Source organism: Bradyrhizobium sp. P5_C12 (genome assembly GCF_054049735.1).
This window is the reverse complement of record NZ_JBFULU010000031.1, coordinates 64,661-90,314: the sequence shown is the minus strand read 5'-3', so window position 1 is coordinate 90,314 and position 25,654 is coordinate 64,661. Positions and strand designations below refer to the sequence as shown.

The 25,654-nt window shown below is 63.4% G+C and carries 22 protein-coding genes, 1 tRNA gene and 2 pseudogenes; 13 read left to right on the top strand and 12 right to left on the bottom strand.

The genetic code is table 11. The features are described 5' to 3' along the window. Window positions 1–344 precede the first annotated feature (344 nt). Complete coding sequence (locus ACXJMY_RS25215; RefSeq protein WP_456622048.1) at window positions 345–5,171, top strand: NAD-glutamate dehydrogenase; 4,827 nt, start codon at window positions 345–347, stop codon at window positions 5,169–5,171. Window positions 5,172–5,210: 39 nt separating this feature from the next. Further along, window positions 5,211–5,531 (top strand): hypothetical protein, encoded by a 321-nt coding sequence (locus tag ACXJMY_RS25210; RefSeq protein WP_456622047.1) that lies wholly within the window; start codon window positions 5,211–5,213, stop codon window positions 5,529–5,531. 39 nt (window positions 5,532–5,570) lie between these two features. Here the strand turns inward: ACXJMY_RS25210 and ACXJMY_RS25205 are convergent, their stop codons facing one another. Beyond that, window positions 5,571–8,354, bottom strand: coding sequence for a UPF0182 family membrane protein (locus ACXJMY_RS25205; RefSeq protein WP_456622046.1), 2,784 nt, complete (start codon window positions 8,352–8,354; stop codon window positions 5,571–5,573). Between the two features lie 304 nt (window positions 8,355–8,658). Between ACXJMY_RS25205 and ACXJMY_RS25200 the strand changes: the two genes are divergently transcribed. Beyond that, window positions 8,659–9,129, top strand: a complete 471-nt coding sequence (locus ACXJMY_RS25200; protein ID WP_456622045.1) for an aminoacyl-tRNA deacylase — start codon at window positions 8,659–8,661, stop codon at window positions 9,127–9,129. Between the two features lie 243 nt (window positions 9,130–9,372). Further along, the gene (locus tag ACXJMY_RS25195) at window positions 9,373–9,792 is read left to right on the top strand and encodes a CBS domain-containing protein (RefSeq protein WP_456622044.1); all 420 of its coding nucleotides are present in this window, start codon (window positions 9,373–9,375) and stop codon (window positions 9,790–9,792) included. A 393-nt stretch (window positions 9,793–10,185) separates the two neighbouring features. Here ACXJMY_RS25195 and ACXJMY_RS25190 read toward each other — a convergent pair whose 3' ends face one another. Beyond that, window positions 10,186–10,686, bottom strand: coding sequence for a peptidoglycan-binding domain-containing protein (locus tag ACXJMY_RS25190; RefSeq protein ID WP_456622043.1), 501 nt, complete (start codon window positions 10,684–10,686; stop codon window positions 10,186–10,188). 660 nt (window positions 10,687–11,346) lie between these two features. Between ACXJMY_RS25190 and ACXJMY_RS25185 the strand changes: the two are divergent. After that, window positions 11,347–11,582, top strand: a pseudogene (locus tag ACXJMY_RS25185) (CBS domain-containing protein). A 164-nt stretch (window positions 11,583–11,746) separates the two neighbouring features. On the opposite strand, the gene ACXJMY_RS25180 reads toward ACXJMY_RS25185, so the two are convergent. The 3 genes from ACXJMY_RS25180 to ACXJMY_RS25170 all read right to left on the bottom strand — a co-directional run bounded on the left by ACXJMY_RS25180 (window position 11,747) and on the right by ACXJMY_RS25170 (window position 13,658). Continuing rightward, entirely contained in the window at window positions 11,747–12,103 is a 357-nt protein-coding gene (locus ACXJMY_RS25180) for a DUF6616 family protein (protein ID WP_456622042.1), read from the bottom strand. 32 nt (window positions 12,104–12,135) lie between these two features. Further along, window positions 12,136–12,810 carry an HD domain-containing protein gene (locus ACXJMY_RS25175; RefSeq protein WP_456622041.1) on the bottom strand — a complete coding sequence of 225 codons (675 nt, stop codon included), beginning with the start codon at window positions 12,808–12,810 and terminating at the stop codon, window positions 12,136–12,138. Window positions 12,811–12,920: 110 nt separating this feature from the next. Next, window positions 12,921–13,658: a DJ-1/PfpI family protein gene (locus ACXJMY_RS25170; protein WP_456622040.1), complete on the bottom strand. Its 738-nt coding sequence runs from the start codon at window positions 13,656–13,658 to the stop codon at window positions 12,921–12,923. Window positions 13,659–13,736: 78 nt separating this feature from the next. On the opposite strand from ACXJMY_RS25170, the gene ACXJMY_RS25165 reads away from it, so the two are divergent. Then, entirely contained in the window at window positions 13,737–14,669 is a 933-nt protein-coding gene (locus ACXJMY_RS25165; protein WP_456622039.1) for a GlxA family transcriptional regulator, read from the top strand. A gap of 155 nt (window positions 14,670–14,824) precedes the next feature. Here the strand turns inward: ACXJMY_RS25165 and ACXJMY_RS25160 are convergent, their stop codons facing one another. Beyond that, window positions 14,825–15,049 carry a hypothetical protein gene (locus tag ACXJMY_RS25160; protein ID WP_456622038.1) on the bottom strand — a complete coding sequence of 75 codons (225 nt, stop codon included), beginning with the start codon at window positions 15,047–15,049 and terminating at the stop codon, window positions 14,825–14,827. Window positions 15,050–15,371: 322 nt separating this feature from the next. Between ACXJMY_RS25160 and ACXJMY_RS25155 the strand changes: the two genes are divergently transcribed. From ACXJMY_RS25155 to ACXJMY_RS25140, 4 genes and pseudogenes are all read left to right on the top strand, one after another. Further along, the gene (locus ACXJMY_RS25155) at window positions 15,372–15,833 is read left to right on the top strand and encodes an Hsp20 family protein (protein WP_456622037.1); all 462 of its coding nucleotides are present in this window, start codon (window positions 15,372–15,374) and stop codon (window positions 15,831–15,833) included. Between the two features lie 84 nt (window positions 15,834–15,917). Then, on the top strand, window positions 15,918–16,412 hold the full coding sequence (locus ACXJMY_RS25150; RefSeq protein ID WP_456622036.1) for an Hsp20/alpha crystallin family protein: 495 nt from the start codon (window positions 15,918–15,920) through the stop codon (window positions 16,410–16,412). An 81-nt stretch (window positions 16,413–16,493) separates the two neighbouring features. Beyond that, a complete protein-coding gene (locus ACXJMY_RS25145) occupies window positions 16,494–16,823 on the top strand; it encodes a hypothetical protein (RefSeq protein WP_456622035.1) in 330 nt (109 codons plus the stop codon). Between the two features lie 148 nt (window positions 16,824–16,971). After that, window positions 16,972–17,229: pseudogene (locus ACXJMY_RS25140) on the top strand (hypothetical protein); the annotation flags it as partial. Window positions 17,230–17,524: 295 nt separating this feature from the next. On the opposite strand, the gene ACXJMY_RS25135 reads toward ACXJMY_RS25140, so the two are convergent. Further along, a tRNA-Glu gene (locus ACXJMY_RS25135) sits at window positions 17,525–17,599 on the bottom strand. A 219-nt stretch (window positions 17,600–17,818) separates the two neighbouring features. Next, entirely contained in the window at window positions 17,819–18,160 is a 342-nt protein-coding gene (locus ACXJMY_RS25130; RefSeq protein ID WP_456622034.1) for a hypothetical protein, read from the bottom strand. Between ACXJMY_RS25130 and ACXJMY_RS25125 the strand changes: the two genes are divergently transcribed. From ACXJMY_RS25125 to ACXJMY_RS25115, 3 genes are all read left to right on the top strand, one after another. Continuing rightward, entirely contained in the window at window positions 18,159–19,166 is a 1,008-nt protein-coding gene (locus ACXJMY_RS25125; RefSeq protein ID WP_456622033.1) for an RluA family pseudouridine synthase, read from the top strand. The genes ACXJMY_RS25130 and ACXJMY_RS25125 overlap by 2 nt on opposite strands. A gap of 219 nt (window positions 19,167–19,385) precedes the next feature. Next, window positions 19,386–20,285: an RNA polymerase sigma factor RpoH gene (gene rpoH, locus ACXJMY_RS25120; protein WP_456622032.1), complete on the top strand. Its 900-nt coding sequence runs from the start codon at window positions 19,386–19,388 to the stop codon at window positions 20,283–20,285. Window positions 20,286–20,695: 410 nt separating this feature from the next. After that, complete coding sequence (locus tag ACXJMY_RS25115) at window positions 20,696–21,037, top strand: hypothetical protein (RefSeq protein ID WP_456622031.1); 342 nt, start codon at window positions 20,696–20,698, stop codon at window positions 21,035–21,037. Window positions 21,038–21,783: 746 nt separating this feature from the next. On the opposite strand, the gene ACXJMY_RS25110 is transcribed toward ACXJMY_RS25115, so the two are convergent. The 4 genes from ACXJMY_RS25110 to ACXJMY_RS25095 form a co-directional block, all read right to left on the bottom strand. Continuing rightward, window positions 21,784–22,410 (bottom strand): peptidoglycan recognition protein family protein, encoded by a 627-nt coding sequence (locus ACXJMY_RS25110; RefSeq protein ID WP_456622030.1) that lies wholly within the window; start codon window positions 22,408–22,410, stop codon window positions 21,784–21,786. Window positions 22,411–22,443: 33 nt separating this feature from the next. Continuing rightward, entirely contained in the window at window positions 22,444–23,655 is a 1,212-nt protein-coding gene (locus tag ACXJMY_RS25105) for a GGDEF domain-containing protein (protein WP_456622029.1), read from the bottom strand. Between the two features lie 793 nt (window positions 23,656–24,448). After that, window positions 24,449–25,060, bottom strand: coding sequence for a LysE family translocator (locus ACXJMY_RS25100; RefSeq protein WP_456622028.1), 612 nt, complete (start codon window positions 25,058–25,060; stop codon window positions 24,449–24,451). A gap of 116 nt (window positions 25,061–25,176) precedes the next feature. Next, on the bottom strand, window positions 25,177–25,551 hold the full coding sequence (locus ACXJMY_RS25095) for a response regulator (RefSeq protein ID WP_456622027.1): 375 nt from the start codon (window positions 25,549–25,551) through the stop codon (window positions 25,177–25,179). Window positions 25,552–25,654 lie beyond the last annotated feature (103 nt).

Sequence of the window (25,654 nt, the reverse complement as noted above, 5' to 3'; positions counted from 1 at the left end):
CGACTGGTGTGCGCTGCATTCAATCGAAATTTCCGGCTGATTTGGCGCGCCACTCGGAACAACATCGCGAACTCATACACAATTGAAATTGCTTCTAATTCTGCCCGACCCAATGGTTCGGCGGCCTCGGCACCGAGTTCGGTCTCTCGCACTGCCGCAGGGAATTTCGGCACGTCTCACAACAGCGTGCGCCTTTCGCTCCGGGATCGTAGTATTGTCGTCGGAAGTTGCCGAAGCACGAGACCGAGGATTTCGCGTATCCGCTCGATCGCGGCGCTAGGCGAGATGCACTCCAGAACCAGAATCAGGCTGATGATCGCGACTGCGGTCGGACGGCGCGGCAAATGGAGGACATGATGGCGTGGCGTGACGACAAGGCCCGGGCAACCCTGATCCGCGATGCCGCGGGCAGCGTGCCGCCGGGCAAGAGCCCGCGGGCCTTTGCCGAGCCCTTGTTCGGCTACAGCAATATCGAGGATCTCGACAATTACGATGCCGCCTCCCTCGCCCTCCTGGCGGAGCACGCCTGGGAGCATGTGCAGCGGCGCACGTCGGGCAGCGCCGATATCCGCGTGGTCAATCCGACGTTGCCGAACGGGCGCGAGATTTCCGTGCTCGAGATTCTCAACGACAACATGCCTTTCCTGTACGACTCCACGATGGCGGAGCTCGCCGAGCAGGGCATCGAAGTCAGCCTCGTCGCCCACCCGATCATCGCCGTGGAGCGCGATGCCGAGGGCAAGCTGCTGCGGTTCTACGGCGAAGCGCTGCCGGAGGGAGCACGAGGCACGCGCGAAAGCCTGATTCACCTCCACATCACGCGCCTGGACGCCGACGCCGATCGCCAGAAGCTGATCGACGGCCTAACCAGGGCTTTGAACAACGTCCGCGCCTGCGTCACCGACTGGCGCGCCATGCGTGACCGCGTCGAGGAAGCGATCAAGACGTTCTCTTCCAATCCGCCGCCGCTGCCGATCGACGAGGTCGCCGAAGCCACCCAGTTCCTGCAATGGCTCTGCGCGGACAATTTCACCTTCCTCGGCGTGCGCGAATATCGCTTCTCGCCCGACAGCGATGCGTCCGACGACATCACGACCCGCGAAGGCCTCGGTATCCTGCGCGATCCCGACGTGAAGGTGCTGCGGCGCGGCAACGAAATGGTGGTGATGACACCGGAAATTCGCGAGTTCATGCACGAGCCGACGCTGCTGATCGTCATCAAGGCCAACGTCTCGAGCCTCGTCCATCGTCGCATCCGGATGGATTATGTGGGCATCAAGCTCTACGCACCCGACGGCCGGCTCGAGGGCGAATTGCGCGTCGTCGGCCTGTTCACCTCAGGCGCCTATACCCGCTCGGTGCGGCAGATCCCCTATGTGCGCCACAAGGTTTCGCGGGTGCAGCAGCGCGCCGGCTTCGACCCGAACGGCCATTCGGGCAAGGCGCTCATGCATATCCTCGAAGATTATCCGCGTGACGAGCTGTTCCAGATCGACGTCGACACGCTCTACAATTTCGTCATCGAGGTCCTGATCCTCTACGAGCGCCCGCGGGTCCGGGCGCTGGCGCGGGTCGACAAGTTCGATCGCTTCGTCTCCATCCTCACTTTCATTCCGCGCGACAAATACGACACCGACGTCCGCACGCGCGTCGGAGCCTTCCTGTCGCAGGTCTACAAGGGGACCCTGTCGGCTTCCTACGTCTCGTTCCCCGAAGGCGCGCTTGCGCGCGTCCACTTCATCATCGGGCGCTATGAAGGCAAGACGCCCGCCGTCGAGCGCGCCACGCTCGAAGCCGGGATCAGCGCCATTGCCGCGACCTGGACCGACAAGCTGAAGGCCGCGCTCACCGCGTCGACCGACGGCATGCGGGCGCGCATGATCGCCAACCGCTATGCCCAGGCCTTCAGCGGCGGCTATACCGAGGTTTTCACGGCGGAGCAGGCCATCGCCGATATCGCCACCATCGAAAGGCTGACGCCGGCCCGCCCGGTGACGATTTCGGTGCACCGCGACAAGGGCGAGGACGATCCCAGGCGCTTCGGCCTGAAGGTGTTCTCCGACGCCGCACCGCTGTCGCTGTCCTATCGCGTGCCGGTGATCGAAAATCACGGGCTGCGCGTGGTCAACGAACGCACCTATCAGATCGTGCCCGGCAACAGGCCGGAGCCGGTCTGGCTCCACGACATGACGATCGAGACCAGCGACGGCCAGCCGATCGAGATCAATCCGGAATTCAGCCATCGCCTGCAAGCCTCGATCATGGCGGTGGTCACGGATCGCGCCGAATCCGACGGATACAACGCCCTGATCCTGCGCACCGCCCTGGGCTGGCGCGAAGTCTCGACCATCCGGGCGCTGTCGCGCTATTTGCACCAGATCCGCGCTCCGTTCACCCAGGATTACATGTGGGAGACCTTGCGCAAGAACGCCGCGATCACGGCCAGCCTGGTCGCGCTGTTCCAGACCCGCCGCGATCCGCGCCTCGTGCTGACCGACCGCGAGCGCTCGGCGCGCGAGACGGCCCTGCTTGGCGAGATCGAGGAACAGCTCCAATCCGTCGCCTCGCTCGATGAAGATCGCATCCTGCGCCGCTTCACCAATCTGGTGCAGGCAACCATCCGCACCAATCTGTGGCAGATCGGCGACGACGGGCATCCGCGTCCGGTGATCTCCTTCAAGTTCGACGCACGGCGGATCGACGATTTGCCGGCGCCGCGGCCGCTTTACGAGATCTTCGTCTATTCGCCGCGTGTCGAAGGCATTCACCTGCGCTTCGGCAAGGTCGCGCGCGGCGGCCTGCGCTGGTCCGACCGGCCGCAGGATTTCCGCACCGAGATCCTGGGCCTGGTGAAGGCGCAGCAGGTCAAGAACGCCGTGATCGTGCCGGTCGGCGCCAAGGGCGGCTTCGTGCCCAAGCGCCTGCCGCCGCCGTCCAATCGCGACGCCTGGCTCGCCGAAGGCACCGAGGCCTATCGTATCTTCGTCCGCTCGCTGCTCGAGCTCACCGATAATCTTGACGGCGACGCCGTCGTGCCGCCCGATTCCACCGTGCGCGACGACGGCGACGATCCCTACCTGGTCGTCGCCGCCGACAAGGGCACCGCCACCTTCTCCGACATCGCCAACGCGATCTCGGCCGAGAAGGGCCATTGGCTCGGCGACGCCTTCGCCTCCGGCGGCAGCCAGGGCTACGACCACAAGAAGATGGGGATCACGGCGCGCGGCGCCTGGGAGGCGGTCAAGCGCCACTTCCGCGAGCTCGGCACCGACATTCAGACCATGCCGTTCACCGCGGTCGGCGTCGGCGACATGTCCGGCGACGTCTTCGGCAACGGCATGCTGCTCTCGCCTGCGACAAAGCTGGTGGCGGCTTTCGATCACCGCGACATCTTCATCGATCCCTCCCCCGATCCGGCCGTCAGCTTCGCCGAGCGCAAGCGTCTGTTCGACCTGCCGCGGTCGAGCTGGCAGGACTACAGCAAGTCGCTGATCTCGCAGGGCGGCGGCGTGTTCTCGCGCCAGCTCAAGGCGATCCCGCTCGCACCGGAAGTGCGCAGCCTGCTCGATCTCGACAAGCCGCAGGCGACCCCGTTCGAGGTGATGACGGCGATCCTGAAAGCGCGCACGGATCTGTTGTGGTTTGGCGGCATCGGCACCTACATCCGCGCATCGGGCGAGAGCGACGATCAGGCTGGCGACCGCGCCAACGATCCGATCCGCATCGCAGGCGCCGAGGTTCGCGCCAGGGTGATCGGCGAAGGCGCCAATCTCGGCGTCACCCAGCGCGGCCGCATCGAAGCGGCGCAGAAGGGCGTCAGGCTCAACACCGACGCCATCGACAACTCGGCCGGCGTGAACACGTCCGACGTCGAGGTCAATATCAAGATCGCGCTGGCACGCCCCGAACGCGAGGGACGCCTCAGTTCGGCCGACCGCAACAGCCTGCTTGCCGCAATGACCGACGAGGTCGGCGCGCTGGTGCTGCGCAACAACTATCTCCAGACGCTGGCGCTCTCGCTCGCCGAACGCAAGGGCGTGGCGGAGACCGGCTTCCTCACCCGCCTGATGCAATCGCTCGAACGGCGCGGCCTGCTCAGCCGCGCGGTGGAATTCCTGCCTGACGACGCGGCGCTCGCCGAGCGCACGCGGCGCGGCCAGTCCCTCGCACGGCCCGAGCTTGCCGTGCTGCTCGCCTACGCCAAGCTGACCCTCTACGAGGACCTGCTCGCCACCAGCGTGCCCGATGATCCCTATCTGGCCCGCGAGCTATCGCAGTACTTTCCGCACGAGATCCAGGACAGATTCCCGACCGCGGTCGAATTCCATCGCCTGCGGCGCGAGATCATCGCGACCAGCCTCGCCAATGCGGTGATCAACCGCGGCGGCCCGGCCTGTGTCGTGCGCCTGATCGACGAGACCGACGCCGATATCCCGACCATCGTCATGGCCTATGTGGCGGTCGACGAGTGCTACGGACTGAAGTGGCTCAATGACGCGATCGATGCGCTCGATACCTGCATCGACGGCCAGGTGCAGCTGTCCCTCTACGCTTCCGTGCAGGACCTGCTGCTCTCGCGCATGGTCTGGTACGTGCGCAATGTCGATTTCAGGGACGGGCTGGAGGCCGTCGTCGCGCGCTTCGGCCCGGCGATCCGCCAGATCGTGGCCGGGCTCGACACCACCCTGCCGCAGGATTTGCAGGCCGTGCGCAGCAAGCGGCGGCAGGAGCTGACCGACGCCGGCGTTCCGTCCGGCCTTGCCGGCGAGCTCGCCGATCTCGACGCCCTGGTCTCGGCCCCCGATATCGTGACGGTTGCCGAGCGCACCAGCCGCCCGATCGGCGATGCCGCCGCGACCTTCTACGCTGCGGAAGCCAATTTCCGGCTCGACCGCATCGTCGCAGCCGCGCGCAGCGTGCCGGCAAACGATTATTTCGAACGTATCGCGATCGATCGCGCCGTAGAGCAGATCGCCAGCGCCGAAAGAAGACTGGCCGCGGACATGCTGGCAACCGGCCAGTCCGGCCAGCAGGCCGTCGAGACCTGGCTCGCGGCCCATCCCGAAGCGACGCGCATCCGCCGCTCGGTCGAGGAGATTGCCGCCAGCGGCCTGACGCTCGCCAAGCTGACGGTGGCGGCGAACCTGCTGGGGGATTTGGTCAAAGCCTGAGGCGTGCGAGGCAGCGAAGCCGGGGAACGGAGGAAGCCAATGATCCACGCGACTTGCCATACCGCCGATAATGTCCGCTGCATCGAGTTCGATGCCACGCCCTGGTTCAGCGACGCCGACGCTCCGCGCATTGTCGATTTGGCCCAACGCGGATGGGTCAGCACGGCGATTGCAGATTCCCTCGAGCGCCGGCGGGGATACGAACGCCTGCACGACCTCGTCGAGTATGCGGCGAAGCGACTGCAGCCGGAATCCCTGGAAGACCCGGCCTGGGAAACTTTCGAATGCATCGTCGATGGCCCCGACGCCGTGGCCTGGCTCGAGAAGAACCGGCCCGACATCGTGGCAAGGATCCGGTAAGCCAGGGGACGCGCAACCGGCGCCAAAGGAGCCGCGGCGCTAATGGCCCGTGGAGTTCCGGTTCATGTCCTCCAGGATTTCGCGCATCGCGTCGAACTGCGTGCCAAAGCCTTTCCAGTCGCCGGACTTCAATCGTTCAACGGCCTGATTGTAGCGGTCGAGCGCCTCCCGCGTCTGACTTGCCGACGGGGGCGTGACAGGCATTTCCTCCTTCGTGCTCGAGACCGGCCGCACCGCGCCAGGCTCGATGAACAGCGCCGACAAGGCCTCGTCGAGCGTCTCCTTCATCACCACATGCTCGCCGTAGGCCGCGATCACGCGTTTCAGCTCCGGCAGGTGTCCCTGCTCCGCCCGCAGATAGAGCGGCGTCACATAGAGGATCGAGTTCTCGATCGGGATCACCAGCAGGTTCGCGCCGCGTATCACCCGCGAGCCCATCTGATTCCACAGCGTGATCTGTTGCGATATCTCGGTACTCTGATTGATCCGCGCCTCGATCTGGAACGGCCCGTAGACCAGCTTCTCCTTGGGAAACTCGTAGACAATCAGCTTGCCGTAGTCGGGCGCGTCGCAACGCGCGGCGAGCCAGGCGATCATATTGTCGCGGCGGCTCGGCACCATGGGAAGCATGAGGAAGAACTCGGCCTGCGGCTCGCCGGGCAGCCGCATGATGATGTAATACGGGGCCATCGTTGCAACGCCGCCGCCGCCCGGCCGGCGCGGGAATTGCCAGAGATCCTCGCGGTTGTAGAAAACGTCGGCGGCCTCCATGTGATAGGTCTGGTAGAGCTGCGCCTGAATCAGGAACAGGTCCTCCGGATAGCGAATATGCCTCTGCAGATCCGCCGGCATGGTCGAGAATGGCTTGAACAGGTTCGGAAAGATGCGCCTGTAGGTCGCTGCAATCGGATCGCCGGTGTCCATCAGATAAAAGTCGACGGTGCCGTTATAGGCATCGATGATGACCTTCACCGAATTGCGGATGTAGTTGATATCCAGGTCCTGGACCGGCTGCGCGGAGGGGAAGTAGGAACTCACCGTGTAGGCGTCCTGCATCCAGAACATCCGCCCATTGCTGATGACCAGATAAGGATCGTGATCGAGCCTGAGGAACGGGGCGATCGTTCGCACCCTCTCGCCGATATTGCGCCGGATCATGATCCGGCTGTCGGCCGTGACGTAGCTTGAGAGCAGCAGGTTCGGGTCGTTGAAGTAGTAGGCGAACAGGCCCCTCCACACCATCGCTCCGATCGGAACGCCGCCCGTACCGTCATAGGCGGCGTAGACATTGTCTTTTCCCTTCGGATAGTCGAACTCCGGCGTGCTCCCCTTGACGATGACGTAGTCGTCGCTCCGTTCGCCGTAGTAGATGCGCGGCTCGTGGATCTTGGGGCCGCCATCCGAAACCGGCGGGATATCCCGCAAATAGAGCAGCGGCAGCCCCTCGGTGCTTTTGCGCGTCACCGGGCTCATCACCGCGCCATTGCCGTGCGTAAACAGCACGTGGCGGTTGACCCATGTCTGGGCATTCGGCGGCAGCAATGAGGGCCACAATTCGCGGGCCGAGAGCATGACGCTTTGGTAGGAGCCATCGAGCCAGTAGCGATCGACGTCAAGATCATGGAATTTGTAGTAGGTGCGGATCTCCTGCAGCTGTGCGTAGGTGTCCGACAAGGGCAGCCAGTCCCACAGCCTGATATTGTCGATTGTCGCCTTGTTGGCGTCGAGCGTCTTGAAGCTGAGCTTCTGTTCGGCGGCAAACGGCTTGGCTGCGATCTGATCGAGATTGTATGCCTGCCGGGTGAGCGCGATGTTGCGTTCGATGTAGGGCTTCTCCAGCTCCAACTCGCTTGGTTTGACGAAGAACTGCCGGAATAGCCCGGGGACGACGGCGGACAGTGTGAACGTGCCGACGCCAACGAGCACGATCGCCACGGCCGGAAGCCGGTAGGCGCGAACCCGGATGTTCGCCCAGGCGGCCAGCGCCGCGATGATCGAAAGTCCGATCATCAGCCACAACGCCGGCAGCCCCACATGCACGTCGGTGTAACTTGCGCCGACGACGACGCCGTTATCGCCGTAGAGCAGCAGATAGCGGTCGAGACCATAGGACCAGGCTTGTACCGCGAAGAGAACACCAAGCAGAGCGGAGCCATGAGCGATCGCTGTCGGCGATATTGATCGGCGGTGCATGTCGTATTCGATGTCGCCGTGCACCCAGTAGATCGCCGCGGCGAAAAGCGCGCTCAGAACGAGCGCGAGAATCATCCAGTTCTTGATGAGGATGTAGGCGGGCAGCGAGAAGAGATAGAAGCCGATGTCCTTGTTGTAGAGCGGATCATCTGCGCCATATGGCACCTGATAGACGAAGCGCAGGAAGACGCCCCAGTTGCCGACTTCGGCGGCGGCGACCAGCAGGGCGAGCAAAGCCGCCCCGCCTGCGATCAACCGGGGCCACGGCAGTCGATCGCGGAGATGCGCGAGCAGATCCGGCGGCGCGGTGCCTGCGAAGTCCCACACCGAAGCGGCGACAAGCTGTGTCGACCGCCGTCGGGCAAAGCGTAGCGCGCACCATCCGTTCAGGCAAAGCATGACGGCGGTTCCGGTCCAGACCGCAAGAAAGACGGCGGTCTTGGCGCCGATTGTTGTCCAGAAGACCTGGAGATAACCGATCGAGGAAAACCACAGCCAGTCGACCAGGAGGTCGCTCGCGAGCCAGAGCAGGATCAGGCAAATCACAATGACGACGGCCGCAATGATGAGCCCGACCACGGCACTTTGCCTTGGCACCTTCCGTTCGGGTCCGGTAATCCCGATCGTCATGGCTCGATCATAGCGGAAATGAGGGACGCCCGCCCGCCCGATTTCGCGGTCGGGACAGCGCCTCGGGGACGCGGGTGCCCGAACCTGCGTCGCCGGGATCGCGCAACAGCGCAAAGTGGCGAGGTCCGAGTGGCGCAGCCGGCGCGAGAAGTGCATTGCGGCGCCCGCCTCCTCTCCCGTCAACAGCACTCGTATCCCGGCGGTCTCGGGTCTATAATCAGATAGCCGCCCATCGTATGGCGAGAGACTGCAGGGAAGACGACCTCACGGTGGATGGTTTGCAATCTGCATCGGAGGTGATGTCATGGCCATTGCTCCCACGCTCCAGAAATACCTAGCCGCTGAAAACATCCAATACGAGGTGATCCCGCACGAACTCAGCATGACGTCCACGCGCACGGCTGAGATATGCCACATCTCGGGCGATCGCCTCGCCAAGGGCATCGTGTTGCGGCGCGACGGTGAATACGTGCTGGCGGTCTTGCCCGCATCGCATCACCTCCGCCTGTCGGAACTGAGAACGGAACTCGGTGACAATGTCCACATGGCTGACGAAACCGAAATCGATCGGCTGTTCCACGACTGCGTACACGGCGCCGTTCCCGCCGTCGGCAAATGCTACGGGCTGAATATCATCGTCGACGACAGCATCCAGACACAGCCGGATATCTATATGGAAGCCGGCGATCACGAGACGCTGCTCCATATGGGTCACGTGCAGTTTGCGCGCTTGACGGCCAACGCACCGCGCGGGCGCTTTAGCGTGCACAACTGAGGATTTGCGCTCCGCCCATGGCCTTTGCGAGCTTGGGCGGGGAACCCCGGCCGCGAAGTGGCGGTTGAATTGTTCAGGAGGGCGGCAGCGTTGGCGCTTGTCTGCTCGAATCACCGGGGAATGATGCTTGCCCCTGCGATCTCGTGCCCGATCGGTTGCAGAGTTCAGAAATTGAGGGTGCTGCTTGCATTGCATCAACGCACTTGAACCCCAGGAACGGAAAACCCAGAACGGAGGCTCGCCATGAAAGTCAAAGACGTGATGCACAAGGGTGTCGACTGGGTCAGCCCCGACACGCCTCTCACCGAGCTCGCCAAATTGATGCGGGCGCATGACATCGGCTGCATTCCGGTTGGCGAGGACGACAAGCTGGTCGGGATGGTGACCGACCGCGATATCGTCTGCAAAGGGCTCGCAAGCCACGGCTTCGACGCCGCCCGCGCGACGGCGCGCGATGTGATGACCGAGGGCATCCATTGCTGCCGGGAGGACGATGACCTCGCAAAGGCGATGCATCATATGGAGAAGCTGCAGGTCCGCAGGCTGCCCGTGATCAACAAGAGCAAGCGGATGATCGGCATCATCAGCCTGGGTGACCTCAGCCGTTCCGCGCCAGATGATATGCTGACCGAGACCGTCAGGAGTGTTTCGGCGCATCACTGAGATGCGGCCGGGAAATACGGCCAGAGCTCCTCTCGCGATCGCCGCCCGACCCGACGTTGAGCTGAGCCCGAGCCATGCGTTTAACAGGGAACCATCGCGGCGCGAAAGCGGCGGCCCGACGCGGTCCACTTTGTGCCGGTGTGAACGCAAGGCGATGTGGGCGCGCGTCGATTTGCCGGCGCTGTCCGGCGTTTCAGGTCCCCCAGATCGACCGACCGCGAGGTGGCAGATCGACCTGCGTGAAGGGGCAAACTCCGCCGATGCGGTGCGCGATCGACGTCTTAGCGTCCTTGAAGGGCGTGCTTGAGTGAATTGATGACCAATTCGGAGACGATCAGACCGATGCTCTCGGCATCGCGCCGGCTGGGCGTGTCCCCTTTTCAATTTGTCGGGTCACCTGCGTCCGAACAGTCCGCCCACTACGCCGCCAATCAATCCACCTGGACCGCCATCGCTGCGGTGATGGTGAGCACCACCCCCACCGTGACGACGGACCAGACGTCCTTCATCGGATTTGTCACTGCTGCTGGAGCTGGCGTGCGCCGCTGAGACTGACTCGGTCAGTAGCGCCTGATGCTGTTGCGTGTTGAGAAAGCCAGTCTTGGGATAGCCGCGTGCCGCCTGCCAGCGCGTAATGACAGACCGGGTCGACTCGTCGAACCGTCCGTTGACCTTGGTGTCGAAGCCGAGACGAGTCAGCCGGCGCTGCACGTCTCGACGCCTTCCCTTGTCGAGGCCTACCTGATCTTCGGTTTCCTGAGTTGCCTCCTGGGCAAAGGTCGCCGGATCGACGGATGCCAACAGTTCGCGGTCGGTCGTGCTGGGACCGGCTTGGGCAACATTTGCACCGACGAAAACTCCCAAGACTGACAATGCGATGATGAAGACACGCAATGGCTTGTTCTTCCCTGATCCTAGAGCCTCTCAGTGATTTCGACTTTGAGAGTTGATGTCGGGCAACTGTTATCCGGGTCACTTGTTCCTTATCACGCGTCGAATGTTACACCGCATGACACTGAGACTGCCCAACAAGAGAGGGCAGATGCGCGCCCGACCGTCCGAATTGGGTTGCCGGCTCAACCGGGGTGAGACTACCGTCAAGAACGGTCCTGACGCCCTTGAGATGGGATATCTGTTTATGCTGCGATTGGCGGCGTCATCGTCTGCTACGGTCGAGCGAAGCTCACCGACAATCGTCGCGCGATGGTTCGTCTTAAAGGCGGGGCTATTCGCACCGGAGAACAAGAACCTCGCGGCTGGCCGACCCTGAAGGGGCCGTTTCTTTGCGCATATCTGGCCACACGCAAAAGCCGCCAAGGTCTCCCTCGACGGCTGGTGCCGTTGCGTTTGCGTACAGGTACTGCGTCGAGCGGCGCTCGAACGCAGCCCGTGCTCGCTCTTATTGGACGCACGCGACCTTCAATGAGGGCCGGTGGGTGCGTTGCCAGTGTGCCGGGCCAACGATCCCCGATCCTTATGAGATGTGACTGGCGGCGATGCTCTTCAAGCGAGCACTACTGTCCCATTCGATGAAATGGCAAAGCGCGTTTTCAATTGCCCGACACCCCTCTCGCCGAGCTTGCCAAATTGATGCGAGCGCATGACGTCGGCTGCATTCCGGTTGGCGAGGACGACAAGCTGGTCGGGATGGTGACCAACCGCGACATCGTCTGCAAAGGGCTCGCGAGAGCAAGCGGATGGTTGGCATCATCAGCCTGGGTGACGTCAACCGTTCCGCGTCAGGCGATGTGCTGACCGAGACCGTCAGGAGTGTTTCGGCGCATCACTGAGACGATGCGGGCGCACGTCGATTTGCCATGGCATCCGGCGGTTCCGGTCGCCCAGCCGGCCGACCGCGAATTGGCCGATCGACGGGCGCAAAGCAGCACCCCCCACCGAGGCGGTGCGTGGAAAGCGCTGCACCGGGATCCAGGCGACGGGGTCGTCTAACCCGTCAAGACGACGCCGGTCGCGCCATCCTGGCATTTCCGAGCAACACGGCTTCAAAGCCTTGCGCATCACCGCTGACATTCACCTGCTCGAAGTAGTCGTACCAACCCGACGCGGCGATCTGCCGCTCAAATTCGCGCTGAAACTCGACGTTCGGCACACGATAGACGCAAAAGAAATCGTGCGGAGCACGGCGATCGGTGTCGGGAGAGTTCATGCCATAGGCAACGACGTCGACGCCGGCGGACGTCAGGCCTTTGACCGCTTCGACTATTTTCTTCGCGAAATCGGTTCTCTCGCTTTCCGGACATTTGGCCCAGGCGGGACGATAGTTATAGAGCTCGATAAAGATCTGTTGCATGACGCGACCTTGTTGCCAGCGTTGTCGATCGCCTATTCGGCAAACGGTGACTGATGTAGAAAGTCAACCGCAGAGAAGCGCATATATCCCGGGACGTATTTCAAGCCGAAGTCCGAGATGAAATTGTCTGTTGTCGTGTTCGGATGATTCTTGGCGATGCCGCAAAGGCACGTCGTCAGCTCGTTCTTCATGCGAAGACGAGGATAGGCCGCCAGGATCACTTGCTTGTTGTCGTTGCTCAGCTCGTTATAGCCGAGTCCGCCGTAGTCGCAGGCGATGCCGATCTGACAGCAGGCCACGTCGGGGCCCTTATGCTGCGCGATCGATGGGGTGGCATGGAGCGCGATCGAGTCCCAAACTGTCTCTGCACGGCGTTCCCCCATATGGTGCGAAAGGGCAAAGGCACGGCCGAGGTCCGCTCCCAGAACCTCAAAGCGACGATCGGGAGCGCCGCCGCGCGCAAGGCCAAGATCATGCAGGAGCACCGACACCGCAACCAGTTCGGCATCCGGAGCAAGTCCACGATGTTGGGTCAGCTTGACGCCATAGAGCCACGAGCGCGCCACGTGGTTGAAAAGCCAAGGCTGCGATACTGTTTCTGCCTCTGCATAGGCATCCCGAACCGTTCGACTGTCGGGTAGCTTCAAATCCAGCTCCCGGCCGACCGCCAGCGCTTTGGTGAAATCAGGTTTTTCGTTCTGGCTCACATCTCGCTCCATTGGTCACAGGACAGGCTTGATTTGTCCGCCTTCGCGGAAATGGAAATGGTGTCTGCATGGCAGAAGCCGGGGACCAACTATGCAGCGAAACGCGTCCATCAATGCTGGAAGTCCGATAGGCGCGCATGCTTTGGGAAACCTCGGGCGTGCTGACCCACGTGACGGGCGGCGGCCCAGGCGTCGATACGCACACGTCGTTCAGCGAAGGCCGCCGCCATGCGTGCGTTCACCGCTTCCAGCACCTCTGCTGGCGCCGTGTCCGGGCGCCCGGAGGCGAAGGGCGGTTGAGGCGCATATTCCAAGCCGAGTTGGACCATTTCGGCCACGCGTGGTCCACGCAACTCCGCGATGAGTGCCAACACGAAATCGATGCCGGCGGTGACGCCCCCGCCGGACAGGATATTGCCATCCCTCACGATGCGGCCCTCGTCGACGATGGCGCCGAAGACCGGAAGAAACTGGCGCCAGGCCCAGTGGCAGGCCGCGCGGCGTCCGGTGATAAGTCCGGCAGCGCCCAAAATAAGCGAACCGGTGCAGACCGAAGTCAGGTAACGCGCGGTCGCTCCAAGCCTGACGATCTCATTGATGAATCGATCGTTCTCGATGGCGTTGATGCAGCCACCGCCTCCGGGCACCAAAAGGACGTCACACGATTTGATGACCGTCAGGTCGTCCAGATTTGAGAAGGTGAGGTCCGCCGTGACCGGTTCGCCGCCCAGGGAAGCCACTTGAACGTTCAGATCGGGCGTGCGCGAGAGAAACTGGTGCGGACCGGTGAAGTCGAGTTGGGTGACGCCGTCGTACACGGGTATCACCACGCTGATTGCCTGAGTCATCGCTGTGTCCTTCCGCTGGACAACCTCTACAGCCGGGGGCTATATGACCGAAAGGTCAAACTTCCCTATGATCCGGCCATGCATTCCATCGGCTTTTATGTTTCTCCGTGCTTTCAGATGCTTGACCTCGCAGGTCCGGCCGGCGCGTTCGAAGCGGCAAATGGCGAGCTGGGAAGTCCGGCCTATCGGATCCATATCCTCGCGGCCGATGCGGGTGCCGTAACGAACACCCTTGGCATGGCTACTGCCGCTGCGTCTCTCGATGATGCCGTGCTCGATACGCTCGTCGTCATCGGCGGACCAGAGCAACACCTTTCCGCCGGCGCGCTAAGCCGTATCGTGGACGCTTCGAACCGGTGCAGGCGCGTGGCGAGCGTCTGCACCGGCGCATTCACGCTCGCGGCGGCTGGGCTGTTGGACGGGCGTCGAGCGACGACGCATTGGCGCTATGCTGCTCGCCTTCAGCGAGACTATCCATCCATCCGGGTCGAGGCGGATCGCATCTACTGCCGGGACGGCAACATATGGACTTCGGCGGGCATTACCGCCGGAATCGATCTCTCCTTGGCTTTGATCGAGGAGGACCATGGTTTCGACATCGCCAAGAGCGTCGCACAGCACCTTGTCGTCTACCATCGTCGCCACGGCGGACAATCACAGTTTGCGGCGGCTGTCGACCTGGCACCGACGAACAATCGTATTTCCGCCGCTATCGGCTACGCCCGCGATCACATCGCCGAAGCGCTTACCCTCGAAGACTTGGCGGAAGCAGTCGGGATGAGCCGACGCCAGTTCAGTCGCGCATTCCGGGCGCAAACCGGCACCACGCCCGCGCGTGTGGTGGAACGGCTCCGCGCCGATATGGCTAGAGGTCGCATAGAGTCGACCACCGAACCTGTCGAACGCATCGCGGAGGCGGTCGGCTTCGGTGACGCAGAGAACATGAGGCGGGCATTCATCCGCATTTACGGAGAGCCGCCTCAATCGATCAGGCGCGCGATTCGGAATTAGGACGGCGACTTGCGTGCCAAAACCCCCGTCAAGTTCAGCGAGGTCTTTCGCTCGCCGCCTTTCGCAGAATTGCACCTCGCACTCTCAACGGCGTCTCGGCTCGGCGCAACGCATAAACTAAGCGATGCTGCCCGCACGCTGCTCACGTCGCCATGTCATGGCTCCGCCCTCGCGCTTGACGGCGCGGCCAGACCTTTCGGCAAGGTAAAGGCGACGGGAAAGGTTTCGGACGCTCGCGCGTCGAGGGCGGCCTGCTCCTCCGACAGCCGCCGTTCGATGAACTGGCGCTCGAGGTCCGACAGACTCGTCTCCAGCAGGCGCCGATAACGGTGAATGTTGTTGCGGTGCACACGAATACGGGCGAAATCTTCATCGAGCATTGTCGTCGCTCCAGACGGTAGTCATTGTCCTTTCCGGTTTCGAAAAAACGGGAACGAATTCCCGGCGCAAAAAAATATTCGGCGCGATCACCCTGTCAAGAGGATAGCGATGCGACGGATGAGTGCTGCGGCCTCGCCACCCTCCGTCAAAAAATTTTCGGGCCACCTCTTGAAACGGCTTTCCGTTTTTCTAAGTCGTTTTTCACCGCGAGAGCGGTGTGCCGGGCGCCTTCACGGGCCCAGCGCGGGCGCCGGGCGCGCGGTCCTTGGACCTGCCGTCTTGCGCTCCTTCGTAACCATCTTGCTCTTTGGAGGACTTGGTATGAGGACCACCTTCGACTTCGCACCCCTGTGGCGCTCCACTATCGGCTTCGATCATCTGGCCGGCCTCGTCGACAGCGCACTGCGTCAGGCGGGCGAGGACAACTACCCGCCCTACAACATCGAACGCTCCGGCGAAGACCACTACCGGATCTCGCTTGCGGTGGCCGGCTTCGGCGTCGACGACATCACCGTCACCGCCGAGCAGAACGCGCTGACCATCGAAGGCAGGAAGCCCGAGAAGGCCGCCGGCGAGTACCTGTACCAGGGCATTGCCGCGCGTCCGTTCCGGCGCGTGTTCAATCTCGCCGATTACGTCCAGGTCAAGCAGGCCTCGTTCAGGGACGGCCTCTTGATCATCGACCTGGTCCGCGAAGTGCCGGAGGCGATGAAGCCGCGCAGGATCAACATCGCCAGCGGCGCATTTTCCTCATCGCAGATCGAGCAGAAGCAGGCGGCCTGACGCTCGATCGAGGCAATGACGGCGGAACGCGGCGCGCGGAAGCGCGTCCGCGCTCCCTGTCCCGTGCATGAAAGGAGTAAAACCATGGCAATTCGTGATCTCGTTCCTTGGTCGAGGAATCAAGAGCTCGCGCCCGCGCGCGGCACCTACGATCCGTTCATGACGCTGCATCGCGAGATGAACCGTCTGTTCGACGACATGTTTCAAGGCTTCGGCGGGCCAAGACTGTCTCCACTCATGGAAGGCCGCTTCGGCGGCTGGCCGAAGCTCGAGGTCAGCGACACCGACAAGACGCTGACGATCTCGGCCGACCTGCCCGGCATGACGGAGAAGGACGTTCAGATCGAAATCGCCAACGGCGTCCTGACCATCCGCGGCGAGAAGAAGGACGAGCGTAAGGACGAAGGAAAGCACTTTACCGAGCGTTACTACGGCGCCTTCGAGCGACAGATCGCGCTCGATGACGTGGAAGAGGACAAGGCCGAGGCCTCGTTTAAGAATGGCGTTCTGACGATCTCGCTGCCGAAGTCCGAGAACCCGCGGGCAGGCGTCAAGCGCATCGCTATCAACACACAGTAACGGCGATCACGGGCGGCGGCACGCCGCCGTCCGTTCCACTATTCCACCGTCCCGAAGAAAGGAGCGTAAGGGAGGCAACCGATGACCAACGCCAACACGAACACCGGCAAACTCGATCCCCTCTTCCACCCGGCCGCGCACTACGCGTCTCCGGACGACGTCCTGAACGATGCGGAGCTTTCCACACCGGAGAAGCGGATTATCCTCTCCTCCTGGGCGTCCGACATGTTTGCGGTCGAATCCTGTCCTGCGTTGCGCGAGATCCCAGGCATGGGACATCTCATCCGGCTCGCCGACATCCTGGCGGCGCTGCGCCGTCTCGACGGCGAGGACGACGATCCGCCCCGCCCGGGCGGCGTCCCGATGCGGCTGCGGCGGCCTTGGGCCGCCGCAGTGCGGAGGACACCATGATATTCACGCAAGCCGTACTCGGCATGGTGTTTCTCAGTCACGCCGCGGCGGCATGGGCAGTCCCCTTGGCGGTCTTCATGGGCGGAGCGGGTGTCCTGCGAACGCGCGGACTGATGTCCGAGGGTCACCCGTATCAGGAGCGATTCCTATGCTGATGACGAGTGAACGAAGGCCAGCGGTCCGGACGATGCGCGGCTGGGCGATCCACGTGCTCCAGGAATCCGGCGCTATCCGCGAGTGCGAGGAGCACCGCTGGATGCAGGACCGCGCCGATCCGCATGCCCAGGAGCGGGCCTTCAATATCGCCCGTGAAGATCCGCCAGCAGGCGTCTCCCCTGACGTAGCAGCGGCCGAAGTTTGCGACGTGCTGAACCCGATCGGTGATGCCTGTCCGGAATGTCCTCCTATTCGCAAAAAGCTCGACCGGACAAGAGTTGTTTCTGCGACGAGCAACGTCAATGCGAACATCCGAGGGCGCGCGCGTACAACAGCGCACGTCAGCGGCGGTTTGAATATTTCCGGACACGAAGGGCGACGAGGAAATTTTTCGCGAATGCGCCAGCGACAGTCAGGCATCGCGTCGAGGCTAGTCTGCTAATGTCGGCAGCAAATTCCCCAAGCGTTCGCTGCTGTTCACCAGCGTCTTATTCAACCATTATTCAACGAACGCGGCTGATGGCTACCTAAGTGCCTGAGTTTGCTGGCGCTCCCTAGGGGAATCGAACCCCTGTTTCAGCCTTGAGAGGGCCGCGTCCTAACCGCTAGACGAAGGGAGCGTGAGGGACACGACATAGCCGCGAATTTCGCCGACGGCAAGCCGGGATTGAGGGTTTCACCCCAGTCGTCCTGGCGAAGGCCAGGACCCATTACCCCGAATGCCAATGGTTAAGGCACATCGGAGTGCTGATCTCGTTCACGCAACGAAAACCTGTGGTTATGGGTCCTGGCCTTCGCCAGGACGACGGTGGAAATTTGGGCGAATACCCGGGCCCGGTTTACGGCTCATTGGCAAATTTCAGCTTGCCGGCCGGCTTCAAGGTGTGGGCGTCGAAGGTACGGATCTCGGTCATCCCGCCCACATCGAGCGTGATCACGAGCCGGTCGCCGGCGACCCCGGTCGCGACGATCCTGGCGCCCTTGGGCAGGGTGGCGGTGATGTCGCCCACCGGCTCCGCCGCCCTTCCCTCCGACTTGAAAAGGCGGTAGCCCACCGCGATCAGGACGGCGCAGATTGCCAGCGCCGTGGTCAACCCCGCGATCAGCATCATCCGCCGCACCCGCGCGAACAGCGCGGCCTGCTCGGGGCTCGGTTCGGGAACAACAGTTTCGGTCGTCATGGAAAACTCAGGTTCAGCGCAACGGTTGGAGGTCGTGGTCGGCGGCGACGAGGGCTCGGCCCGGCTCGACCGCGTGCTGGCGGCACGTCTGCCGGACCTGTCGCGATCAAGGCTGAAAACCCTGATTCTGGCGGGCGCGGTGAGCCTCAAGGCCGCCGCGGTCCGCGACCCCGCTTATCACGTCACCTCGGGCGATACGATCATAATCGACGTGCCGGAGGCGGCCCCGCCGGAGCCGAAAGGCGAGGATATCGCGCTCGATATCGTGTTCGAGGACGACGACATCATCGTCCTCAACAAGCCGAAGGGCCTGGTGGTGCATCCGGCCGCCGGGCACGAGACCGGCACGCTGGTCAATGCGCTGATCGCCCATTGCGGCACCTCGCTGTCCGGCATCGGCGGGGTGCGCCGGCCGGGCATCGTGCACCGGCTCGACAAGGACACCACCGGGCTGATGGTGGTCGCCAAGAACGACCTCGCCCACCAGTCCCTGACGGCGCAATTCGCCGACCACGGCCGCACCGGGCCGATGCGGCGCGGCTACATGGCCTTTGCCTGGGGCGTGCCGGGCCGCCATCGCGGCACCGTCGATGCGCCGATCGACCGCCACCCGTATGCGCGGGAGAAGATGGCGGTGCGCCAGAGCGGCCGCGAGGCGGTGACCCATTGGGAGATTTTGGAGAGTTTTGCCGGGCGCGACGGCAAGCCGATCGCGACGCTGCTGGCCTGCGAGCTCGAGACCGGGCGCACCCACCAGATCCGCGTCCATCTCGCCCATATCGACCATCCCCTGATGGGCGATGCCGTCTATGGCCCGCATTTCAAGACCAAGGCGAACCAGCTGGGCCCAGAGTCGCAAGCGGCTTTAACAGCCCTCGGGCGGCAGGCCCTGCACGCCTATCTGCTGGTATTGGAGCACCCGAGGACCGGAGAACTTCTGCACTGGGAGGCGCCTTTGCCGGAGGATTTGCTTCTCCTCCAGGGTGTCCTGAAAGCGGCGCAATGACGCAGCCCGCTTCAGAAAGGCTTTACATTACAAAAAGTTATAGCTGCCACACGGGGACGTGACGTCAGCAATCCTTCCCTAAATGACCCCTCATGGGGTATATTGCGCCTGCGTTGAAATGAGCAACGCGGAACATCGCAGCTACGACTGGCTTTAACCAAGCGGTCGTCTGCCTGGCCCGCCGCTATCGGGGGCCTGAACCTGTTTGGAGGGCGCACTATGGCCCGTACCGCTGCACTGCCGGTCCTCAATGGAGAATCCGGCCTCTCTCGCTACCTCGCCGAAATTCGCAAATTCCCGATGCTGGAACCCCAGCAGGAATACATGCTCGCCAAGCGTTGGCGCGAGCATGACGATCGCGACGCGGCGCACCAACTCGTCACCAGCCATCTCCGGCTCGTGGCCAAGATCGCCATGGGCTATCGCGGCTACGGCTTGCCGATCTCCGAGGTCGTCTCGGAAGGCAATGTCGGCCTGATGCAGGCGGTCAAGCGTTTCGAGCCCGAGAAGGGGTTCCGTCTCGCTACCTACGCCATGTGGTGGATCAAGGCGTCGATTCAAGAGTACATCCTGCGTTCCTGGTCGCTCGTGAAGATGGGCACCACCGCGAACCAGAAGAAGCTGTTCTTCAACCTGCGCAAGGCGAAGAGCAAGATCAACGCGCTGGACGAGGGCGATCTCCGCCCCGACCAGGTGAAGATCATTGCCAAGCGTCTCGGCGTCACCGCCCAGGACGTGATCGACATGAACCGCCGCCTCGGCGGCGACGCGTCGCTCAACGCTCCGATCCGCGATGACGGCGAGGCCGGCGAATGGCAGGACTGGCTGGTCGACAATACGCCCAACCAGGAAGCCATGATGGCGGAGCACGAGGAGTATGATCACCGCCGTGACGCGCTCAACGGCGCGATGGGCGTGCTCAACCCGCGCGAACGCCGCATCTTCGAGGCCCGTCGCCTCGCCGATGAGCCGATGACGCTGGAAGACCTTGCCGCCGAGTTCGGCGTGTCGCGCGAGCGCGTCCGCCAGATCGAGGTCCGCGCCTTCGAGAAGGTGCAGTCCGCGGTCAAGGGCACGATCGCAAGGGCGGAACAGGCCGCGCTGGAAGCCGCGCATTAAGCGCGGTTTCGACGGCGCCAGACATTGGCGGATCGAGAGAGACTTGAAAGCCGGCGGCAACGCCGGCTTTTTTGTTGGGTGGAGTGTGCCAAGCACTGGCTGCCCCTTCTCCCCTTGTGGGAGAAGGTGGCGCGAAGCGCCGGACGAGGGGCTGTCTCCGCGCATTCACCGCAGCAGATTTACGCGCGGAGAGAACCCCTCACCCGGCTGCGCTTTCGCCAGCCACCCTCTCCCACAACGGGAGAGGGTGCAGCGAGTTCGCGGAGACAGCGCGGCCGACGCTGCCGATTGAGACGGCCGTTACACTTCGCTCCCTGGCACCAGCGGAACCGAGCCTGCCTTGAACCCTTGTGGCCGTCAGCCGACCAAAAAATATCGGACCGACAACATCAAGCGGACGAACACGCACCGTGTCGATCATCCTGCAGTCCACCGTCGGCGGCTTCTCCGGCCAGTTCATGCGCAAGCTGCCGCTGGTCGAGCAGGCGATGCGCGAGCACGGGCTCGAGCCGTCAGAGTTCGTGATCTCCAAGGACAATGCGAGCACCGCGACGGTGCCGTTCGTAGGTCCCTTCTTCTATGATTACAGCGTGTTCTTCGGCGACGACCAGTTCACCGTCACCGAGCCGAACGACATGGTGTTCCTGGACTACTTCTTCAAACGCGTGTTGGCGGCAGACCGGCCGCCCGAGGTGCCGCGGCGGCCGGGATTGATCCGGCGCGTGTTCGGCTGGATGGCGCAGCCGGTCTGATTGCCGCGCATCGTCTTCACCTCGCCCCGCTTGCGGGGAGAGGTCGAATTTGCGCAAGGCTTGTCGCTGCACGTCGGCTGGTGTATGTGCTGCCGCCCCGGCGCAATACCGCGCCGCTTTGTTCACGCTCTCAAGGGAGGCGGCATGAAGTTGAGATCGACACGTTCCGACCGCCGCCCATCGCGGACCGGCGATCGCTCATGAGCTGAACGCCGCTTTGCGGCTGTTCTTCCATTCCTATCCAATCTGGTTACGAGGGGCGTGACGCAACACGGCGTCGCGCCGTGTCGTCATGTATTTGCGGTTCGTTACACCGCTCATCCACCCGCACAGCCGCGTGGAGAGCGGCTTCTTTCGCGCGTCCTGGTACATCCATCGGAACAACTGTCCCGACTGGATTCGGCAGGAGCTGGAGGACCAGTTCACCTGGTTCGGACAGCATCTGCCGATTCCCGGGCGCATCGCGCGGCACTTCAAGCGGCGCGACTCGATCTGGGGCATTTGCTGGTTCGATCCACGAGCCCGCGAGGCGGTCAGCCGCGCGCGTTACTGCGCCTGGCTACTCGAGGAGGGTGGCCTGCCGGTGCGTACGATCACAACCTCGCGCCAGCGTGAGGTCATCTGGCGCGATGCGCATCAGATCGTCACGAAGCCTTCGGCCGACCTTCCCAAGGCCTTCCCTGAACGGAGAAGGCGCGCCCCATCGTCATTCCGGGCTCGCGCTGGCGCGCCCCGGAATGACGAGGCTACTCTCCCCAAATCCTTGCCAGCGTCGCGAGCCAGCAGCCCTCGCAATAGCGCGCGTCCTTGTAGTCGATCCAGTTGTGGGCATAGACGCGGTCGAGCGGGATGCCGTAGCGAGCGCGCAGGACCTGGACGAGGATTTTCCAGGCGGCGACCTGCGCCTCGGTCGGTCCGGCCGCGACATCGGGATAGTTGCCGGCGAACTCGACGCCGATCGAGTTGTCGCGCACGACCTGGCGGTACGTCGCCTTGTTGTCGATGAACTTGTTGTCGTTGCGATTGGCGCCGTCGCCATGGGTCGGCACGAGGTTCTCCGCGACCGCCCAATAGACCGTGCCGTCGGTCTCGACCCAGACCGTGACGCCGCGCCGGGTCGGATTCTTCGACTGCTCCTGCGCGCCGCCGCGCGCCGAGCCTGCCGGCCCCTCGGTCTGGTGCACGATGATGTTGCGCCAGGGTTTTGCGTTGCGGAGATCGCCCCACGGCGCGAGCCAGACCATTTTCAGGCCTGGAATGTCAGGCGTGCCGGCGCCGCGCGCGGCCTTGGCGAGTTCGGCATCCGTTGCGGCGGCGGGGGCGGTCAGGAAGAGAGCGGCGAGCACGGCCGCGAACAGGCGAGACATCATCATAAGGGTCCAACAGGGCCCCCAGCGTAGCAGGCTTCAGGCAAATGTGCGCGCGGCCTCGACCGAGCCGGCCGGCTCGGGCGCCAGCGGCGGCGCGGGATCGTAAACCGCAAAATCGTTCTTGCCGTTCTTCTTGGCGGCATAGAGCGCGTGGTCGGCATGCGCGATCAGCCGGTCCGGGAATTGGCCGATGCCGCGGTCCCACTCCGCCACGCCGATCGAGATCGCGATCGGAATGTCGTTGCCGGCGCAGGTCGCCGCATCCTGGCGGCAGACCTCGAGCACGCGGCGGGCGATCGCGGCCGCCTCGCGCAGGGAGGAGGACGGCAGCACCACGCAGAACTCGTCGCCACCGGTGCGGGCGAGCATGTCGCCCGGCCGGAGCCGGGTCTGTGCCATCAGGGTAAAGTGCCGGAGGCAGGCGTCGCCCGCGGCGTGCCCATGGGTATCGTTGATGGTCTTGAAGCCGTCGAGATCGATCACCAGCAGCGAGAACGGCTCGCCGCTGCGCTCCGAACGGGCGCACTCCTCGGTGAGGCGCTGCAACAGGTGGCGCCGGTTGGCGACGCCGGTGAGATCGTCGAGCAACGCGAGGTCGGCGACCTCGCCACGCAGCCGGTCCATCGCCATCAGCAGGAAGCCGAAATTGAGCGTCATCGACAGGAACAGCAGCCCCAGCACCATCACGGCATGGGTCTGGCCACCGGCAACCGCCGAGAAATCGTGGCCGAGCAGATTGCCCAGCGTACGCGCCAGGAAAATCCCGATGATGGTGAGGATGACGATACCGGACAGCCGCGCCCCCGGACTGACGCGGCCTTCCGGCGGCAACAGCAGGAGACGCAGCGACAGCACCAGCGGCAACGCCTGACCGAGCGTGTAGCTGAGCATGCGCAGCTGCATGTGCTCGAAGCCGACCATGAAGAACACGACACCGCTGAGGCTGAAGATCCCGGTCGCGATCATGACGCGCCAGGACACCGGCCGATCGTAGAAGCGCTGAATGCCCATGGCGGCCAGGCAGCTCGCCGCGATGATGCCGGCGGCCCCGATCAGAAGCGGTACGGGAGAGACCACGAACAGGCGGATCAACGCCGTCATCGCGCCGGCGGCGCCGACAAAGGCCGATGCCATCCAGAACCGCGCGGCCGCGAATTTCGGATAGGAGCGCGTCACGTAGGCCCAGATCAGGCCGAGCGCCAGGAAGTTGACGACGAAGACCGTCCAGAGTGTCGGGACATTCAGCATGGCGGCCGTAGCACGCGCAGCGTCCCGCGTCCCCTCTCTGGCAGCCGATCGTCCATGCCCATCCCCGTTTTCTTGCGGGGAACAATGCGCGGGTTGCGCTTAACGGAGTCTCACTGCGACCTTCGAAAGCTCGCCTTTGGTTTTGGATTGATGAACGGCGCGGCGATTATCGGATCGTTAGCCATGCCGCCGGCAGCCGCGTACGGACGCGTCGCGACACGCCGCAAGGCGGATTCACGGGCAAAGATCCCCCAAAAACGCATCTGAGCTGTGGATAACGTAATGACACAGATATGACAGCGCGGGGCAGGCGGGCGCGAATCTGCTGAGTTTACAATCGAGGATGTTGCGAGGCTGGCCCTCCGCCGAGCATCCCTCGTGTCGCGTTTAACCATGAACCCTTGAGAGGATACTATGGTCAAGAAAGCGAAGAAGGCGAAGAAGGCGAAGGCGAAAAAGGCCAAGAAGGCGAAGAAGAAGTAACGCAGCTTCTTTTTCTTTGCCCGGGTGGAGCCTCGCTCCGCCCGGGCATCGGGTCAGGTTGAGAGAGACTGAAGGCGGCGGGCGCGAGGCCCGCTTTTTTATTGGGTGGAAGTTTTCTCCCTCTCCCCGTTCTTACGGGGCCGCGACGAGCTTCGCTCGCGCTGAGAGGGTTGGGGTGAGGGGCTCTCTCCACACGCGGGATGGTCGATGGACCTGTACCCCCTCACCCGCATCCCATCTTCGATGGGATGCGACCTCTCCCCGCAGGCGGGGAGAGGTGAAGAAAGCAAGCGGGGAGAGATGAGGAAGTTTACCGCTCGGYGAACGCCAGCTTGGCGCCAAGCGCGGCAAAACCGGCGGCAAAGCAGCGGCGCAGCCAGGCCATGACGCGGGGACGGGAGATGACGCGCTCGCGCACCGAGGCCGCGCAGAGGCCATAGACGATGAACACCGCAAGGGTCATCGCCATGAAGGCGCCGCTCAATTCCAGCATCCGCGCCAGCACATGGGCCTCGTCCGCTGCGATGAACTGCGGCAGGAAGGCCAGGAAGAAGATCGAGAGCTTCGGGTTGAGGATGTTGATCAGGAAGCCGGTCAGGATGACGCGGCCGCTTGACCGCTCCTTGATCTCGCCATCGACCGCGAGCGCCCCGGTCTCGCGCAGCGCCTGCCAGGACATGTAGAGCAGGTAGGCCACGCCGCACCATTTCAGCGCGGCAAAGGCGAGCGCGCTGGTGTGGAGCACGGCGGCAAGGCCGAGCATTGCCGCGATCATGTGCGGGACGATCCCGAGCGTGCAGCCGAAGGCGGCGGCGATGCTGGCGCGCGAGCCGCGCGTGAGCGCTGCCGCCAAGGTGTAAAGCACGCCGGTCCCGGGGGACGCGACGACGATGAGCGAGGTGAGCAGGAAGGACAAGGTCATGAGCAGACCTTATCACCGCGGCTCATTGCAAGAAAGCGATTGGCAAGAAAGCGACCGGCAAGAAAGCGACCGGCAAGAAAGCGACCGGCAAGAAAGCGAGCCGCAAGGATGATCCGTCAGGACGATCGCGCGATCTCCGCCTCGCGCAGCACGTCGAGCGGCGCCCACGGCTTGGCCCAGAATTTTGCGCCGTCAGGCAAGGCCTGCGCCAGGGGGCGGCCCGACGTCACGACGACGTCGAGCTTCGGATTGCGGTCCTTGGCGACATGCGCCAGCTCGACCCCGTTCATGCGGCCGGCGAGCTGGACGTCGGTCAGCATCAGGCAGAGCGCGCCGGCATTCTTCTCAAGCACGCGCTCGGCGGCTTCCGCACTCTCGCACTGGATGACCTGGTAACCGCTCTCTTCCAGCAGGAGGCTCAGCATCTCCCGTTGCATGACGTCGTCTTCAACGATGAGCGCCGTTGCACGAAATGGTTCTGGTTGTCCCATCGGTGGCTCCCAATGCTGCCGCCTCCGTCCAAGTAACGTTTGTTAAGGAGCCAACCCGGTTACAGTTCAGTTCCATTCTGAAAAAATGTAGATCATGGTTCCA

What these genes read in the sequence shown, in the direction of transcription:
- ACXJMY_RS25155 (WP_456622037.1), top strand. Translation starts at nt 15,372, where the DNA reads ATGAGGACCACCTTCGACTTCGCACCCCTGTGGCGCTCCACTATCGGC.
- ACXJMY_RS25200 (WP_456622045.1), top strand. Translation starts at nt 8,659, where the DNA reads ATGGCCATTGCTCCCACGCTCCAGAAATACCTAGCCGCTGAAAACATC.
- ACXJMY_RS25180 (WP_456622042.1), bottom strand. Translation starts at nt 12,103, where the DNA reads ATGCAACAGATCTTTATCGAGCTCTATAACTATCGTCCCGCCTGGGCC.
- ACXJMY_RS25165 (WP_456622039.1), top strand. Translation starts at nt 13,737, where the DNA reads ATGCATTCCATCGGCTTTTATGTTTCTCCGTGCTTTCAGATGCTTGAC.
- ACXJMY_RS25130 (WP_456622034.1), bottom strand. Translation starts at nt 18,160, where the DNA reads ATGACGACCGAAACTGTTGTTCCCGAACCGAGCCCCGAGCAGGCCGCG.
- ACXJMY_RS25210 (WP_456622047.1), top strand. Translation starts at nt 5,211, where the DNA reads ATGATCCACGCGACTTGCCATACCGCCGATAATGTCCGCTGCATCGAG.
- ACXJMY_RS25160 (WP_456622038.1), bottom strand. Translation starts at nt 15,049, where the DNA reads ATGCTCGATGAAGATTTCGCCCGTATTCGTGTGCACCGCAACAACATT.
- ACXJMY_RS25110 (WP_456622030.1), bottom strand. Translation starts at nt 22,410, where the DNA reads ATGATGATGTCTCGCCTGTTCGCGGCCGTGCTCGCCGCTCTCTTCCTG.
- ACXJMY_RS25105 (WP_456622029.1), bottom strand. Translation starts at nt 23,655, where the DNA reads ATGCTGAATGTCCCGACACTCTGGACGGTCTTCGTCGTCAACTTCCTG.
- ACXJMY_RS25170 (WP_456622040.1), bottom strand. Translation starts at nt 13,658, where the DNA reads ATGACTCAGGCAATCAGCGTGGTGATACCCGTGTACGACGGCGTCACC.
- ACXJMY_RS25125 (WP_456622033.1), top strand. Translation starts at nt 18,159, where the DNA reads ATGGAAAACTCAGGTTCAGCGCAACGGTTGGAGGTCGTGGTCGGCGGC.
- ACXJMY_RS25145 (WP_456622035.1), top strand. Translation starts at nt 16,494, where the DNA reads ATGACCAACGCCAACACGAACACCGGCAAACTCGATCCCCTCTTCCAC.
- ACXJMY_RS25150 (WP_456622036.1), top strand. Translation starts at nt 15,918, where the DNA reads ATGGCAATTCGTGATCTCGTTCCTTGGTCGAGGAATCAAGAGCTCGCG.
- ACXJMY_RS25195 (WP_456622044.1), top strand. Translation starts at nt 9,373, where the DNA reads ATGAAAGTCAAAGACGTGATGCACAAGGGTGTCGACTGGGTCAGCCCC.
- ACXJMY_RS25095 (WP_456622027.1), bottom strand. Translation starts at nt 25,551, where the DNA reads ATGGGACAACCAGAACCATTTCGTGCAACGGCGCTCATCGTTGAAGAC.
- rpoH (WP_456622032.1), top strand. Translation starts at nt 19,386, where the DNA reads ATGGCCCGTACCGCTGCACTGCCGGTCCTCAATGGAGAATCCGGCCTC.
- ACXJMY_RS25215 (WP_456622048.1), top strand. Translation starts at nt 345, where the DNA reads ATGGAGGACATGATGGCGTGGCGTGACGACAAGGCCCGGGCAACCCTG.
- ACXJMY_RS25205 (WP_456622046.1), bottom strand. Translation starts at nt 8,354, where the DNA reads ATGACGATCGGGATTACCGGACCCGAACGGAAGGTGCCAAGGCAAAGT.